Origin of the sequence: Methylobacterium sp. WL12, from assembly GCF_008039475.1 — a bacterium.
GTDB classification, from domain to species: Bacteria; Pseudomonadota; Alphaproteobacteria; order Rhizobiales; family Beijerinckiaceae; genus Methylobacterium; species Methylobacterium cerastii.
Window position 1 is genome coordinate 1 of the sequence record NZ_VRUW01000032.1, and the last position, 15,709, is coordinate 15,709.

The 15,709-nt window shown below is 71.4% G+C and carries 12 protein-coding genes; 3 read left to right on the forward strand and 9 right to left on the reverse strand.

Going from position 1 to position 15,709, the window contains the following annotated elements; all coding sequences use genetic code 11:
* The 3 genes from FV226_RS13795 to FV226_RS13805 all read right to left on the reverse strand — a co-directional run.
* Positions 1-1,530, reverse strand: a 1,530-nt coding sequence (locus FV226_RS13795) for an ABC transporter permease (RefSeq protein ID WP_147763358.1), incomplete at its 3' end; no start/stop codon positions are given.
* Positions 1,527-2,195 carry an ATP-binding cassette domain-containing protein gene (locus FV226_RS13800; protein WP_147751493.1) on the reverse strand — a complete coding sequence of 223 codons (669 nt, stop codon included), beginning with the start codon at positions 2,193-2,195 and terminating at the stop codon, positions 1,527-1,529. The genes FV226_RS13795 and FV226_RS13800, both read right to left, overlap by 4 nt.
* 8 nt (positions 2,196-2,203) lie before the next feature.
* A complete protein-coding gene (locus FV226_RS13805) occupies positions 2,204-3,085 on the reverse strand; it encodes a putative selenate ABC transporter substrate-binding protein (RefSeq protein ID WP_147763359.1) in 882 nt (293 codons plus the stop codon).
* Between the two features lie 398 nt (positions 3,086-3,483).
* Between FV226_RS13805 and FV226_RS13810 the strand changes: the two genes are divergently transcribed.
* Positions 3,484-3,699: a hypothetical protein gene (locus FV226_RS13810; RefSeq protein WP_147751495.1), complete on the forward strand. Its 216-nt coding sequence runs from the start codon at positions 3,484-3,486 to the stop codon at positions 3,697-3,699.
* A 162-nt stretch (positions 3,700-3,861) separates the two neighbouring features.
* Here FV226_RS13810 and pgl read toward each other — a convergent pair whose 3' ends face one another.
* The 6 genes from pgl to FV226_RS13840 form a co-directional block, all read right to left on the reverse strand.
* Positions 3,862-4,590, reverse strand: a complete 729-nt coding sequence (gene pgl, locus FV226_RS13815) for a 6-phosphogluconolactonase (protein ID WP_147763386.1) — start codon at positions 4,588-4,590, stop codon at positions 3,862-3,864.
* Positions 4,590-5,570 (reverse strand): phosphogluconate dehydrogenase (NAD(+)-dependent, decarboxylating), encoded by a 981-nt coding sequence (gnd, locus tag FV226_RS13820; RefSeq protein WP_147763360.1) that lies wholly within the window; start codon positions 5,568-5,570, stop codon positions 4,590-4,592. The genes pgl and gnd overlap by 1 nt, the downstream gene beginning before the upstream one ends.
* 102 nt (positions 5,571-5,672) lie before the next feature.
* Positions 5,673-8,522, reverse strand: a complete 2,850-nt coding sequence (locus tag FV226_RS13825) for a bifunctional transaldolase/phosoglucose isomerase (protein WP_147763361.1) — start codon at positions 8,520-8,522, stop codon at positions 5,673-5,675.
* A 174-nt stretch (positions 8,523-8,696) separates the two neighbouring features.
* On the reverse strand, positions 8,697-10,790 hold the full coding sequence (tkt, locus tag FV226_RS13830) for a transketolase (protein ID WP_147763362.1): 2,094 nt from the start codon (positions 10,788-10,790) through the stop codon (positions 8,697-8,699).
* A gap of 22 nt (positions 10,791-10,812) precedes the next feature.
* Positions 10,813-12,690 carry a glycoside hydrolase family 15 protein gene (locus tag FV226_RS13835; RefSeq protein WP_147763363.1) on the reverse strand — a complete coding sequence of 626 codons (1,878 nt, stop codon included), beginning with the start codon at positions 12,688-12,690 and terminating at the stop codon, positions 10,813-10,815.
* A 177-nt stretch (positions 12,691-12,867) separates the two neighbouring features.
* Complete coding sequence (locus tag FV226_RS13840) at positions 12,868-13,434, reverse strand: hypothetical protein (protein WP_147763364.1); 567 nt, start codon at positions 13,432-13,434, stop codon at positions 12,868-12,870.
* A 300-nt stretch (positions 13,435-13,734) separates the two neighbouring features.
* On the opposite strand from FV226_RS13840, the gene FV226_RS13845 reads away from it, so the two are divergent.
* Both FV226_RS13845 and FV226_RS13850 read left to right on the forward strand, forming a co-directional pair.
* Entirely contained in the window at positions 13,735-14,322 is a 588-nt protein-coding gene (locus FV226_RS13845; protein WP_147751501.1) for an ANTAR domain-containing protein, read from the forward strand.
* A gap of 34 nt (positions 14,323-14,356) precedes the next feature.
* On the forward strand, positions 14,357-15,373 hold the full coding sequence (locus tag FV226_RS13850; RefSeq protein ID WP_147763365.1) for a CmpA/NrtA family ABC transporter substrate-binding protein: 1,017 nt from the start codon (positions 14,357-14,359) through the stop codon (positions 15,371-15,373).
* The last annotated feature ends 336 nt before the right edge of the window (positions 15,374-15,709 follow it).

Here is a 15,709-nt window from a genome sequence, read left to right on the forward strand (position 1 = left end):
GGGCAAGACGGGGGCGGGCGCCTTCACCGGGTCGGCGAGGCGCGTCGGCAGGGTGTCGAGGCGCAGGGCCTTGCGCAGGGCGCGCGAGCCGGCATCGACGGCGATCGTCAGCGCGGCGGTGGCCGCGATCAGCACCGTGGCGACGTCGAGGCGCAATTCCGAGATCGCGGCGTCGACGTGGAAGCCCAGCGTCGCGACGCCCAGGATGCCGAAGATCGCGCTCTCGCGAAGGATCAGCTCCCAGCGGTAGAGCAGGTAGGCGAGGAACTGCCCGTAGAGCCGCGGCACGGTCTCGTAGGCGTAGAGGTTGAGGCCCGTCGGCGCGTCGGCGCGGTAGGGTAGGGCGTCGGCGTGGCGCCCCATCAGGTAGCCGACGATGCCGGCATTGTGGATCGTCAGCGCCAGGATCGCCGGCAGCATCGAGGGGCCGAGGGTCTGCAGCAGGACGTAGGCGAGCATGTATTCCGGCGTCGAGCGCAAAACCACGAGGAGCACCCGCCCCGCGGGCGCGCCGAACCGGCCGGAAAAGCGCCGCGACACCAGCGGGAACAGGACGAGGGCGCCGAGCGCGGTCGCGACCAGCGCGATCTGCGCCAGCACCAGCGTCTGCACCGCGCCGGGGAGGATCTGGCCGGTCAGGATCGGCGAGAACCAGGCCCAGAGCCGGGGCAGGGTGGCGGGGTCGAGGAGGCTCGCGTTGCGCAAGGGCGCGGGGACGACGTCGTGGGTGAGGAAGCGGACGAGGCTGGCGCCGACGTTGGTGGTGCCGACGGTGGCCGGCAGCGCCAGCGCGCTCGCCGCGATCAGCACCGGCACCGTGTTCGCCCGCACCCAGAGCCGGCGCGAGCCGATCAGCGCGTAGAACACCAGCAGCAGCGCCCCGGCCTCGGCGTAGCGCCCCTGGCGGAAGGCGGATTCGAGGTAGAACCCCATGGTCGGCAGGCCGATGAAGCCGAGCACCAGGGTCGAGCGCATGGCGCATTCGAAGCGGTAGAGGGTGTAGTGCCGGAACGCGCCCGCGACCTCCGGCAGGCGGGCGTAGAGGAAGGCCGAGACGGCGCCGGTGCCCGCGGGCAGCACCCGGAGCGCCGACAGGTCGGCCTCCTCGATGATCTCCGAGTAGACCTTCGCGCAGATGCCGGCATAGGGCAGGGCGATGGCCAGGATCCCGGTGGTGGCCGAAAGCCCGAACACCTGCATCAGCAGCAGGGCCCAGAACAGCTCGTGCACCGCGCGCAGGCCGGCGCAGAGGAGGCGGACCGCGCGGAACCGCGCAAAGGGAATCGCCAGCAGGAAGCCGGCGCCGGCGCCCAACGTCACGCCGAGCACCGCGAAGGCGACCGTGTAGACGACGCTCCAGCCCTCCACCGAGAGCAGGTCGGGCCGCAACAGGCCGGCGAGCAGCCGCTGGAGGTCGGCCCAGGGGTTCAGGCTGGTGACGTGGAGGTCGGCCAGGGACAAGGCGGCGAGCGCGGCCCCCGCGAACCACAGGCTGGTCGCGGCGTAGCCAGGGCGTTGAAGCCCGATCACGCCGCCGCCTGGTAGAACGGGCTCAGCGCCGCCGCGTCGAGGCTGCGGGCGGGCGCGTCGAGGACGATGCGGCCGGCCTCCAGCACCACGATCCGGTCGGTGTGGGCGAGCGCGAGCGCCACGTCGTGGAGGGCCACCACCAGGGTCTCGTGGCCGCGGGCCATCTCGGCGAGCACGGCTGCGCCCTGCATCCGGTCCAGCGCCGAGACCGGCTCGTCGCCGACCAGGATCGGCCGGCCGTTGTAGAGCGCGCGGGCGACCGAGACCCGCTGCTGCTGCCCGCCCGACAGCGCGCCCGCCTTCTCGCGGATCTTCTCGGCCAGGCCGACCCGGGCCAGCACCGCGCGGACTTCGGCGAGGTCGGCGGCGGCCGGGCGAACCAGGGTGCGCAGGTTGTGCAGGGTCGAGCGGCGGTCGAGGCGGCCCATGTAGACGTTGTGGAACACCGACAGGGTCCGCACGAGGGCCGCCGCCTGCGGCACCAGCGCGACCCGCTCCGGGCTCTGCGCCTGGATCAGGCCGATCAGCGTCGACTTGCCCGCCCCCGAGCGCCCCAGCAGCGCGACCCGCTCGCCCGGATAAATCGTCAGGTCGATGCCGGCGAGCACCGGGCGCCCGTCGTAGGCGGCGCCCGCATCCACGAGCCGGATCGCAGGGTCTGCCATCGTGTCGGTCAGTCGAGCAGGCCGGTGGACTGCCCCACCGCGATCAGCGGCGCGTAGGCGGCGTTGTCGACGGGGATGAATTTCGAGCGGCCGAACGGCTCCAGGATCGCCGGATCGGCGATGCCGACGAGCGCCGCCTTCAGCTTCGCGGTGAAGCCGTCGCCGTAGATCGCGTCCACGTCGCCGCGCACCGTCCACTGGTAGTCGGGGAAGGTCGGGCTCTCCCAGATCACCGTGACGGCCTTGGGGTCGACCTTGCCGGCCTTGGCGTCGAGGTCCCAGACCGAATAGTCGACCGCGCCGACGGCGAAGGCGCCCGACTGCACGAGCTGGATCGTCCGGCTGTGGTCGCCCGAGAAGCCCACCGTCGGGAAGACCTGCTCGGGGGTCTTGCCCGGAAAGGCCTGCCGGATGAAGTATTCCGGCATCAGGCGGCCCGAGGTCGAGGCGCGCGAGCCGAAGGTGAAGCTCTTGCCGGCGATGTCCTTCGGGAAGTCCTTGGACGGCTGGAGGCCGGTCTTCACGTTGGCGATCAGGTAGGTCTTGAAGGCGGCGTCCTCCGCGCCTTGCGCGATCGCCTGGGAGCCCGGCACCGCCTTGCGCGCCTGCACGCCGGTGAAGCCGCCGAACCAAGCGAGCTGCACCTGCCCGTTGGTGAAGGCGGTGACGGCGGCCGGATAGTTCTTCACCGGGATGTACGTCACCGGCACGCCGAGCTTGGCTTCGAGGTAGCGCGCGACCTTGCCGAAGCGCTCGACCAGGCGGCTCTCGTCCTGATCCGGGATGCCGGTGAACACGAAGGCGGGCTTGGCGGCTTGCGCCGAGGCCGGCCCCGCCGCGGGCAGGGCGGCGAGCACCGCCAGGATCAGCGTCCGAAATCCGTCGCGCATGCTTCGTCCCCGCTCCCCGTCGACCGCCTCGGCCCTGGGCCGCCATCCGCATCGGTGACCGGCCCGCATCGGTGTCCTGCCCTCATCGGTATCCTGCCCTAGAGCATTTTCGAGCGCGGTGGATACCGGCTCGCGTGCAGAAAAAGCGGCCACGCAGGCGGTTAGAGCATGGGCCGGTCACGCCGTGGATGCGGTGGCGGCGCCGCACCGGTCGTCCTCCGCCGTGCCGACCCGCCCGGCCCGACGCCTGGCCCCGCAGGGTCGAAGGCCACGCCTTCGACCGCGGCGGGAGACACGGGCGGCAGGCACGGGCGGCAGGATGGTACGATCAACGGGAACCCGGCCCTCCGAACGCCGTTCGAGCAGGGCGAACGAACGATCACGGACGGAAAACCACCATGAAGAAGATCCTCCTCGGCGCGACCCTGGCCATCGGCCTACTCGCCGGCACGAACATGCCGAGCCAGGCGGCCCCCGGCGACGGCCTCTCCCGCAACGCCGCGGCGACCGGCAACAGCACCTTCGCCGGCCAGCATCGGATGGCCCGCCGCGGCAGCATGATGGCGCGCCCGCACATGATGCGCCGTCACCGTCATCACCGCCGCCATCGCTGACCAGATCGCCGCCGCCGGATTCGATGACGGCTCCGGCGGCGTCATACCAAATCCGGTCGATCCCTTCGGGATGGCGGATGTGGGCTTCGCTCATGCGCCGCGCGGGATGCGCCGCGCGGGCTTGCCTGATACGGCCTCCGCTTCGATCGAGCGGAGGCCGTATCAGGCGGCGGCCGCCTCATCGAGCAACCATTCGATCCGCCCCCGGCTCGTCACCCGGCCCGCCGGCAGGTCCTCGCCGGCGGCGAGCCGCCGGAGCGCCTCGCGCTTGCCCGCGCCGCCCACCAGGAACAGGATCAGGGCGGAGGAGGCGATCGCCTTGAAGGTCAGCGTCACCCGCGGCACGAACGGCGTCAGGCCGGCCTCCGGCACGGGCGCCACGAGGGCGTCCGTCACGGACAGGGCGGGCTTGCCGGGAAACAGCGAGGCGGTGTGGCCGTCCTCGCCGAGGCCGAGCAGGACGCAGTCGAACAGCGGACGGGCGGGGTCGAGCCGGTCGGCGCCATAGAACGCGAGGAGCGTGCGGGAGTAGGCCTCGGCCGCCACCTCCGGCCCGAGGTCGGTCGGGATGAAGTGCAGGTGCGCGGCCGACAAAGCCGTGCCGTGGCCGAAGGCCTCGCGCACCATGCGGACGTTGCTGTCGGCATGGTCCCACGGCACGGCACGGTCGTCGCCGAAGAACCAGTGGACCCGGTCCCAGGGCACGCGGCCGACATGGTCCGGCCCGGCGAGCAGGGCGTAGAGGCGCTTGGGCGTCGATCCGCCGGACAGCGCGATCGCGATCCGCTCGGATCGCGAGGCCTCGCAGACCGCGATCAGGCGCTCGGCAGCCTCGCGGGCCACCGCGTCGGCATCGGGAAGGACCACGGCGTCGGGCGGCAGCGCGCCCATCATGACTTTTTGGGCTCCTGGTGGCCGCCGAACCCCTTGCGCATCGCCGACAGCATCTTGTCGGCGTAGGACGCGTCCTCGCGCGAGCGGAAGCGGCGGTAGAGCGCGTTCGACAGCACCGTGGCCGGCACGGATTCCTCGATCGCCGCGTTGATCGTCCAGCGGCCCTCGCCGGAATCCTCGACGTAGCCGGAATAGTCCTCGAGCTTCTCGTCGGTGGCCAACGCGCTCGCCGTCAGGTCGAGGAGCCAGGACGAGACCACGCTGCCGCGGCGCCAGACCTCGGCGATGTCGCCGAGGTTGAGGTCGAACCGGCGCTCGGGGGGCAGCGCCTCGCTGTCGGCGTGCTTGAGGATGTCGAAGCCCTCGGCATAGGCCTGCATCAGGCCGTATTCGATGCCGTTGTGGATCATCTTGACGAAGTGGCCTGCCCCGCTCGGGCCGGCATGGATGTAGCCCTGCTCGGCGCGGGGGTCGCGGCCGTCGCGCCCCGGCGTCTTCGGGATGTCGCCGATCCCCGGCGCGAGCGTCGCGAAGACCGGGTCGAGGCGATCGACGGCCGCCTTGTCGCCGCCGATCATCATGCAGTAGCCGCGCTCCAGCCCCCAGACGCCGCCGGAGGTGCCGACGTCGACGTAGTGGATGCTCCGGTCCTTGAGCTCGCCCGCGCGGCGCACGTCGTCGCCGTAGAACGAGTTGCCGCCGTCGATGATCACGTCGTCGGCCTGCATCAGGCCGGACAGCGCCTTCACCGTGGCTTCCGTGATCGCGCCCGCCGGCAGCATCACCCAGGCGGCCCGCGGGACGTCGAGCTTGGAGACGAAGTCCTCCAGGCTGTCGGCGCCGACCGCGCCGGCCTCGACCAGCGCCTTCACCGCCTCCGGGTTCTGGTCGAAGACCACCGCCGTGTGCCCGTCGCGCAGGAGGCGCCGGACGATGTTGCCGCCCATCCGGCCGAGGCCGATCATCCCGAGCTGCATGTTTGGCACTCCTCTGAGGCTCTGTGAGGCTCTGTCGGTGGCGGCCCGCCGCACCCGGCTGCGCCCGCGAGGGGCCCCGGGCGCGGCGATCCGTCGTGAGGCTTAGCCCGCCGCGGCGGTCAGGGCCGCGGCGATCCGCTTCAGGCCGGCCGGGACGTCGCCGCCCTTGATGTGGACCCGCAGCGCCCGGCGTCCGCGCTCGGCGAGGACCGACAGGTCGCCGCGCGCCTGCGCCGCGACCACGGTGCCGAAGCCGAGCTTGCGCCCCGGGATCGCGAGGTCCTCGGCGGGGTCGGCGGTGATCTGCACGAACACGCCGGTGTCGGGGCCGCCCTTGTAGGCCTGGCCCGTCGAGTGGAGGAAGCGCGGCCCGAATTCCAGGCAGGTCGCCACGTGCCGCGCGTCGCGGATCGCCAAGCGGGCCTGCTGCAGGACGGCGTGGTTCGCCTCGTTCCGCGGCACGTAGGCGAGGAGCGCCAGGTAGTCGCCGGCCTTGAGCCGGGCGACCTGCGCCTTCAGCCCGGCCTCCAGCCCGTCGGCCGCCTCCGGCAGCGCGCCGGAATTGGCCGTGTCGGCGTAGAGGGCGATGGTCTCGTCCTCGAACACCGGCGTCTCGGACGGCAGCGCTCCGCTCGCCTCGGCGGCCTCGAACAGCTTCTTCGTCTCGATCTTGCTCGCCTCGACGTCGGGCTGGTCGAACGGGTTGATGCCGAGCAGCGCGCCGGCCACCGCGGTCGCCATCTCGAAGCGGAAGAACTCCTGCGGAAGCTGCTCCACCGTGTCGAGGGTGATGCGCACCACCGGATGGCCCTCGCGCTCCAGGCCGCGCAGGGTCTCGTCCTGGCGCTCGTCGGCATGGCCGTCGAGGCGCAGGTAGACGAAGAGGCGGTCGTGGCCGTAGGCGGCCGGCACGTCGACCGGCTCGCCGTCGATCGGGATCAGGCCCTTGCCCTGCTTGCCGGTCGACTCCGCGATCAGCTGCTCGGCCCAACCGCCGAAGCTGGCGATCCCCGGGGAGGCGACGATCGTCACCTTGTCGCGACCCGCCAGACCAGCGGTGCCCATCGCGGCGCCCAGCAGCACGCCGGGGTTCTCGGTCGGCGGCACCGCCGGGCCGCAGGAGCGGACCATGATCCGCGCCCGCTCCAGGAAGTCCGTCACGTCGATGCCGACGCAGGCCGCCGGCACCAGGCCGAAGGCCGAGAGCACGGAGTAGCGCCCGCCGATCTGCGGCACGCCGTAGAAGATCCGCCGGAAGCCGTCGGCTTTGGCCGCCTTCTCCATCGCCGAGCCGGGATCGGTGACGGCGAGGAAGTGCTCGCCCGCCCGCTCGCCGACGACCGCCTTCATCCGCGCCAGGAAGTAGTCGCGAAACACGTTCGGCTCCAAGGTCGAGCCGGACTTCGAGGCGACGACGAACAGCGTGCGCGGCAGGTCGAGGGTGGCCTCGAGCGCGCGGACCTCGTCGGGATTGGTGGAATCGAGGATCGAGAGCTTCGGGAAGCCGTCGCGGTTGCCGTAGGTCAGGCCGAGCACTTCGGGGCCGAGGCTCGACCCGCCCATGCCGAGCACGACGACGTCGGCGAAGCCCTGCCCCTGAACCCAGGCCGAGAGCGCGGCGTAATCCTGCGCCTTCTCCAGCTCGTCCTCGACGATGCGGAGCCAGCCGAGCCACCGATCCTCGTCGGCGCCCGACCAGACCGTGGTGTCGTGCGCCCACAGGCGGCGGATCGCACCGCTCGCGCGCCAGGCTTCGACCGCCTTGCCGGTCTCGGCGGCCAGCGCGTCGCCGAGCTTCAGGCTCTGGACGTTCAGGCGATGGCCGAGCAGCGCCACGCGCTTGCCGGCGACCGCGCCGAGCAGCTTGTCGGCGGCGTCGACGAAGAGCTGCACGCCCTCCTCGACCAGCTGCTTGGCCATCGCGTCGATGTCGATGCCGGCCTCAGCCAGGCGCGCCATCACGGCTTCCGCCCCGGCCACGTCCTCCTCGATCGCGTTGCGCACCGCGCCATGGTCGCGGAACGCGTCCATCGTGGCCGGCGGCATGGTGTTGACGGTGTTCGGGCCGATCAGCTCCTCAACGTAGAGCACGTCGCGGTAGGCCTTGTTCTTGGTGCCCGTAGAGGCCCAGAGCAGCCGCTGCGCCTTGGCGCCCTTCTCGGCCAGCGCCGTCCACTTGCTGTCCGCGAACACCGCCTTGTAGCGCTGGTAGGCGAGCTTGGCGTTGGCGATCGCGACCTTGCCCTTGAGGGCTTCGAGGGCGGCCTTCCGCTCGGGGTCGGCTTCCGCCGCGGCCTTCTCGTCGAGCAGCTTGTCGGCCAGCACGTCGATGCGGCTGATGAAGAAGCTCGCCACGCTCGCGATCCGCGAGACGTCGCCGCCGTTCCTCGCGCGCTCCGCGAGGCCGTCGACGAAGGCGCGGGCGACCTTCTCGTACTCGCCCTGCGAGAACAGCAGGGTGACGTTGATCGAGATGCCTTCCGCCGTGAGCTGGCGGATCGCCGGGATGCCCTCCGGGGTCGCGGGCACCTTCACCATCAGGTTGTCGCGCGCCACGGCCTTGTGGAGCCTGCGAGCCTCCTCCAGCGTGTCCTCGGTCTGCAGGGCGAGGTAGGGCGAGACCTCGAGGCTGACGTAGCCGTCTGCGCCGTCGGACGCCTCGTAGACCGGGCGCAGCACGTCGGCCGCCGCCTGGATGTCGGCGATGGCCAAGCCCTCGTAGAGGTCGATGACGCGGCTGTCGCCCTGCTCCATCACGCTCTTGAGGCTGGCATCGTACTCGTCGGAATGGCCGATGGCCTTCTCGAAGATCGAGGGGTTGGAGGTCACGCCGCGCAGGCCGTCGTTCTCGACCAGCGCCTTGAGCTCGCCCTTGGCGACGAAGCCGCGGGCGACGAAGTCGAGCCAGACCGCCTGATCCTGTTCGGCGTGCAGGGCCTTGAGCGCGTTCATGTCGATGCCTCGCAAAGTCGTCGGTCTCGGTTCGTCGTGTCGTCGACCCCCCGCTCGGGAGATCAACCCGCGGACCCAGGCCTTGGCTCCGGCGTGGAGCGCAGGCCTGGGTCGCGATGCCCAGGACTCGTGCTTGTACGCGTGCTTGTACGCGTGCCTGTCTCAGTGCTTGTCTCAGTGCTTGGCGTTGTGATCGTTCTTGTGCTTGGCGATCTGGTCTCGCGCCGCCAGCAGCACCTTCTCCGGCGTGAACCCGAACTTGGCCTGCAGGTCCTTGATCGGCGCCGAGGAGCCGAAGGTGTGCATCCCGATGATCGTGCCGGCCGAGCCCGCATAGCGGTCCCAGCCGATCACCGAGCCCTGCTCGACGGCGACGCGGGCCAGCACGGCCGGCGGCAGCACGCTCTCGCGATAGGCCTCGTCCTGGCGCTCGAACAGGTCCCAGGACGGCATCGAGACGACGCGCGCCGCCACGCCCTCGGCCTTCAGGCTCTCGTAGGCCTGGAGGCAGAGCTGCACTTCGGAGCCGGAGCCGATCAGGATCACCTCCGGCGTCGCGTCGCCGCCCGCGAGCACGTAGCCGCCCTTGGCGACGCCCGACGCGCTGGCGAAGGTCGTGCGGTCGATGGTCGGCAGCGGCTGGCGCGAGAGGGCGAGCACCGCCGGCTGGTCTTTCAGCGAGAAGATCACGCGGTAGGCTTCCGCGACCTCGTTGGCGTCGGCGGGGCGCAGGGTCACGAGGCCGGGGATGCAGCGCAGGCTCAGGAGCTGCTCCACCGGCTGGTGGGTCGGCCCGTCTTCGCCGACGCCGATGGAGTCGTGCGTGAAGATGTGGAAGACCGGCAACTCCATCAAAGAAGCCAGCCGCACCGCCGGGCGCATGTAGTCGACGAAGACCAGGAAGGTCGCGCCGTAGGCCCTGAGGCCCGAGAGCCCGAGCCCGTTCACGATCGAGCCCATGGCGTGCTCGCGCACGCCGAAGTGGATGTTGCGGCCGCCCGGCTCGAACGGGGTGAGCGAGCCCGCCCCCTCGAAGGTGAGGTTCGACTTGTTCGAGGGCGCCAGATCCGCCGAGCCGCCGAGCATGAACGGCACGTGCTGGGCGATGGCGTTCAACACCTTTCCAGAGGATTCGCGGGTCGCGAGCCCCTTGGCGTCGGGCTCGAACACCGGGATGTCCCGGTCCCAGCCCTCGGGCAGGCGGCCCTCGAAGAAGGCGTCGAGGGTCTCGGCGTGCTCGGGGTCGGCGTCCTTGGCGGCCGTCAGGAAGCCCTGCCACTGGTCGTAGAGCTCGGCGCCGCGCTTGCCGATGTTGTCGGAAAAGTTCTGCTGCACGCCGTCGGGCACCAGGAACTGCGCGTCCTCCGGCCAGCCGTAGGCGCGCTTGGCGCCCTTGGCCTCGTCCTCGCCGAGCGCGTCCGAGTGGGCCTTCGACGTGTTCTGCTTCTTCGGCGCGCCGAAGCCGATGATCGAGTTGACGATGATGATCGTCGGCCGGTCGCTCGACTGCAGGAAGGTCTCGATCGCACCCGAGATCGAATGCACGTCGTTGGCGTCGGCGACGCGCAGCACCTGCCAGCCGTAGGCGAGGAACCGGGTCGCGACCTCTTCGCCGAAAGCCAGTTCGGTGTGGCCCTCGATGGTGATGGTGTTGTTGTCGTAGATCCAGCACAGGTTCGACAGGCGCAGGTGCCCGGCGATCGAGGCGGCCTCGGAGGCGACGCCCTCCATCAGGTCGCCGTCCGAGCAGATCGCGTAGACGTTGTAGTCGAACAGCGGCAGCTCGGGCCGGTTCAGGTGCTCACCGAGGTAGCGGCCGCCCATCGCCATGCCGACGGAGTTCGCCACGCCCTGGCCGAGGGGCCCTGTGGTGGTCTCGACGCCGGTGGTGAAGTGGTATTCCGGGTGGCCCGGCGTGCGGCTGTCGAGCTGCCGAAACTTCTTGATGTCCTCGAGCGTCACGGCCGGCGCGTTGCCGCCGTCCTTTTCCGCCACGCCTGCAAGGTGCAGCAGCGCGTAGAGCAGCATCGAGGCGTGGCCGCAGGACAGAACGAAGCGGTCGCGGTTGGGCCAGTGGGGATGCGCCGGGTCGTAGCGGAGGTATCGGTTCCACAGGGTGTAGGCCACCGGAGCCAGCGCCATCGGCGCGCCGGCGTGTCCCGAATTGGCCTTCTGCACCGCATCGATCGCCAACGTGCGGATGGTGTCGATCGAGAGCTTGTCGATCTCGGAAAGCGCCGTCTTGGGCACGGTGTCAGCTCCGCTCATGGTGTCGTCTTTCCCGTTGTCGTCACTGCGGCGCGAGACCGCTCGCGACCGCGTGCGGTTGGTGCACGCGCAAATCGCGGCCGGCGGGCGCGTCCGAATCGTCCGCGCCGCCCCGCTCCTTCGCAGGCCCTTCGGCCCGGCTGTAATTGAGGATGGTGTTCACGAGCGCAACATGCGTGAACGCCTGCGGGAAGTTGCCGACCAGCCGCCGGGCCTTCCCGTCATACTCCTCGGAGACGAGGCCGAGGTCGTTGCAGATGCCGATCAGGCGCTCGATCAGGGCGCGGGCCTCCGCGCGGCGGCCGAGGCCGATCAGGTTGTCCGCGTACCAGAAGGTGCAGGGCAGGAATGCGCCCTCGTTGCCGGGCAGCCCGTCCGTGGTCTGGCCCCGCGTGTCGTAGCGCAGGATGAAGCCATCGCGCATCAGGTCCCGGCCGATCGCCTCGACGGTGCCGACCACGCGCGGGTCGTCCTGGGGCAGAAAGCCCATATGGGCGATCAGCAGCAGGCTCGCGTCGAGCTTCTTCGAGCCGTAATACTGCACGAAGCTGTTCAGCTCCGGATCGAAGCCCTTCTCGCAGACCTCCGCGTGGATCTGGTCGCGGATCGCCTTCCAGCGCGCGACCGGCGCGTCGGGGGCGTCGGCCTGTCCCGTATGGCTGCGGATCGCGCGATCGAAGGCGACCCAGGCCATGACCTTCGAGTGGACGAAGTGCTTGCGCCCGCCGCGCACCTCCCAGATGCCCTCGTCCGGCTCGCTCCAGACCTTCTCCAGGTGGGCGATGATGGCGAGGCCCACGCGCCAGCCGTCCTTGTCGGTCGGCATGCCGCGCATCCGCGCCTGGTAGAGCGCGTCGAACAATTCGCCGTAGACGTCGAGCTGGAACTGCGAGACCGCGGCGTTGCCGACCCGGACCGGCTTCGAGCCCTCGTAGCCGGGCAGCCAGTCGAGCTCGATCTCGGGCAGCAGCCGCTCGCCGGCGATGCCGTAGAGGATGTGCGCCTGCTCCGGGTTGCCGGCCACCGCGCGCTGCAGCCAGTCGCGCCAGGCGCGGGCCTCGTCGAGGAAGCCGCCATCCATCAGCGCGAGGAGAGTGAAGGTCGAGTCGCGCAGCCAGCAGAAGCGGTAGTCCCAGTTGCGCACGCCGCCAAGGTCCTCCGGCAGCGACGTCGTCGGCGCGGCCACGATCCCGCCCGTCGGCATGTAGATCAGCGCCTTCAGCGTCAGCAGCGAGCGCTTCAGCATCGCGTCCCAGGGCGTGCCGCTGGCGCAGCGGTCGGACCAGTCCCGCCAGAACCGGTCGGTGGCGGCGAGCACCTTGCGCGGCTCGATCGGCGCCGGGTCGTCCTCGTGGCTCGCGCCGTAGCTCAAGGTGAAGGCGACCGCCTCGCCGGCATGCACCGTGAACTCGGAGACCGTGGTCTGCCCATGCCCACGCAGAGGCGCCTTGGTACGCAGGACCGCCTTGTGCGGCCCCGAGATCGCGCGGAGGTCGCCAAGCTCGTTGTGCGAGACCCAGGGGACCGCCGAGCCGTAATCGAAGCGCATCGCGAGATCCATGCGCATCGCCACGCGGCCGTGCAGGCCCTCGACCAGGCGGATCAGGTGCGACCCGTCGCCGACGGGCATGTAGTCGACGACACGCACCTCGCCCTCGCGGGTCTTGTGGTGGGTCTCCAGCACGAGGCTGCCCTCGCGGTAGGCCCAGCGGGTCTCGACGTGGGCGGCCTGCGGCGCGAGGCGCCAGAACCCGTGCTCCTCGGTGCCGAGGAGGGCGGCGAACAGGGCGGAGGCGTCGAAGCGCGGCCAGCACAGCCAGTCGACGCTGCCCTGCCGGCTAATCAGCGCGGCGGTGCGGCCGTCGCCGATCAGCGCGTAGTCCTCGATGCGTGCGGCCATGAAGCGGATCCGTCGCGGCCGGCGACGGGCGCCGTCCGATGCACTGCACCTAGTTCGGCAAAGCGATGCGGTCCAGGGCGCGACGGGGAAAACGGACGCCGCCCAAGACGCTAATCACGGCGCCCGTCACGGTGCGCACGCGGCCGGACGGCCGCAGCGCAGCATGGCGGAAAGCCCTCAGTCCAAACGGTCGACCAGGACCGAAACCGGGCTGCCGAGTGCGGAGGCGCCGGTGCGCAGGTAGGCGGCGGCGTCCCCGACCGCGCGCACGGCCGGGGCGAAGGGCAGGGCGAGGTCCGGCAGCAGGCCGTCGCGCACCTGCGCCTCGGCCTCGACGGGTGAGGGCCGGACGATTTCGGAGAACGGGTCGGGCCGGCGCGGCGGCCCCTCGGCGCAGCGCGGTCCGGAGCAGGCGCGGCGCGGCGTCACGGCCGTCGTCGCGACCCGCGCGACCGGATGCGACGCGGTGCGGATCTCCGGCAGGACGAGGCTCGGCGGGAACTGCGCGAAGGCGATCGCGGCCGGCGGCCGGGGCAGGGCGGCCTCGGCCGGGGCCGCCGCATGGAAGGCGTGGGGCGCGACGGAGGCGGAGGGCGCCGGGACGGCCGGTGCCTGGGCCGGCTCGCGGCACAGGAGCGAGGCTGCCCCGATCACGAGCGCCGTAGCCAGGGTCGGCAGGAAGGGGAGGGAAAGCCGGCCGGAACCGCCGCCGTCCAGGGTCGCGAAGGGGTCTGGCTTCGACATCCGATGCTTCGAACCTCCTCGACCGTCGCGACGACCGCCTGGGTGATCCCGATTTGCGGCGGAAGCTAGACCGTTTCCTTTCCGCTCCGTTGCCCGGAGCGATCCGGCAGGGCGCGAAGGGCGCCCCGCGGAGCGAAAGCCCAAACCCGTGGAGGCAGGCGCCGTTGATCGAGACCGAAGAAAAAAGAGCCGGCGCTTTCAAGCGATCGCCCTGGCGATCCGGGGCACGACGCTTGCCTTGCGGGGCAGCCGGCGGCATGCGTCGCCGCGATCCGATTTGTCGCCCAGCACCGGGCCTAGATGTCAGACACCAGCCTCACCGTCGCCGTGATCGATCCGAGCCGGGCGCGTGCCGCGATCCTGGAGGAGGGCCTGCGCGCCGCCGGGATCGGTCGCGTCGTGGTGATGGCCGACACCGCCGACCTGATGGAGCGCGTCGCCGCGCTCGCCCCCGACGTGGTGGTGATCCACCTGGAAAGCCCGAGCCGGGACATCCTGGAGCAGATGTCCGGCGTCGCGCGCCACGTCGAGCGGCCGGTGGCGATGTTCGTGGACCGCTCGGACGCCACGATGATGCAGGCGGCGGTCGACGCAGGAATCTCGGCCTACGTCGTGGACGGCCTGCGCCCCGAGCGGATCAAGCCGATCCTCGACATTGCGATCCTGCGCTTCAACGCGTTCTCGCGCCTGCAGCGGGAGCTCTCGGAGGCGCGCGGCGAACTCGCCGACCGCAAGCTGATCGAGCGCGCCAAGGGCATCCTCATGAGCATGAAGGGCCTGTCCGAGGACGAGGCCTACAAGCAGCTGCGCAAGAAGGCGATGAACGAGAAGCGGAAGATCGCCGACATCGCGCGGGCGATCGTCACCGCGGCCGACCTGCTCGGATGAGGGCGCCAGTGACTTCGCCGAGGAGGCTTCGCAGATGAGACTTCATCTGGGCTACGTGCCCCTCTGCGACGCAGCCCCCGTGATCGCCGCCCACGAGATGGGCTTCGCCCGCGCCGAGGGGCTCGACCTGGAGCTGACCGCCGAGCCGTCCTGGGCGACGCTGCGCGACCGGCTGGCGCTCGGATACCTCGACGCCGCGCACATCCTGGCGCCGCTGGCGTTGGCGAGCGCGCTCGCCCTGTCGGGGCCGCCCTCCGACCTGATCGTGCCGCTGTCGCTCAGCCTGAACGGCAACGCGATCACCCTATCCAACCCCCTCTGGGCCACGATGGCGCCGGAGAGCGAGCGCCTCGCCGACGTCGCCGGCGCCTTCGCCCGGATGGCGGGCGCGCGCAGGGAAGCCGGCCGGCCGCTGACGCTGGGCACGGTCCATCCGTTCTCCTCGCACACCTACCAGCTCCGGCTGTTCTGCGAGGCCGGCGGACTAGACCCGGCCGCCGTCCGCCTGGTGGCGGTGCCGCCCCAGCACAGCGTCGAAGCCCTATCGCGCGGGATCGTCGACGGCTTCTGCGCCGGCGCGCCCTGGAACGCGGTGGCGGTCGCGGCCGGACTCGGGCGCATCGCCGCGCTGGGCTGCGAGGTGGCCCCGGACGCGCCCGAGAAGGTGCTCGCCGTCGCGCCGCGGCTCGAGGGCGCGATCCCGCCCCTGGTGCGGGCCGTCGCCCACGCCGGGCGCTGGTGCGCCGACCCGGCCAATCGCACCGAGCTCGCCCACCGCCTCGCGCGGCGGCCCTACCTGAACCTCGACCCCCATCTGATCGCCCGCACCTTCGAGGGGACGATCGTCCTCGACGGGCCGGGCCGGGAGCGCGAAGCGCCCGATTACCTGCGCCTCGACGCGGCGGCGCAGGAGCCGCGCGCCGCCCATGTCGGCTGGATCCTGTCGCAGATGCGAGCCGCCGGGCAGATGCCGGCCGAGGACCTCCTGCCGGCCGCGGAAGCCGTCTACCGGCCGGACCTCTACGCAGCGGCCGGGCTGTCCCCGGCCTGAGCCCTCCGGACCGCACCGGCACGACGATCGCAACGGAACGCGGGCGCCGCGACGCAGTTATGGTTCTGCCATGCCAGGTTGCCGCAAGCTCGACACCGCCTCGTCCAGTCCCGCCTCGCGCGGACGCGTCGATCTTTCGGCCTACGTTCGGCACCGTGGACGCGCGCCGCGGGCGATGAACGACAACCGGCGCGCGAAGGCCGCGCATCCGTGGCGCTGGGTCCTGCTGATCGGCGCGGTTCCCGTCGTCGGCCTGATGGCCGCTCTCTCGACCCTCATCTAGCCTCCGCAGCGGGCCTCGACCCCGCCGAAGCGCATCGCGACCGCCCCCCTAAG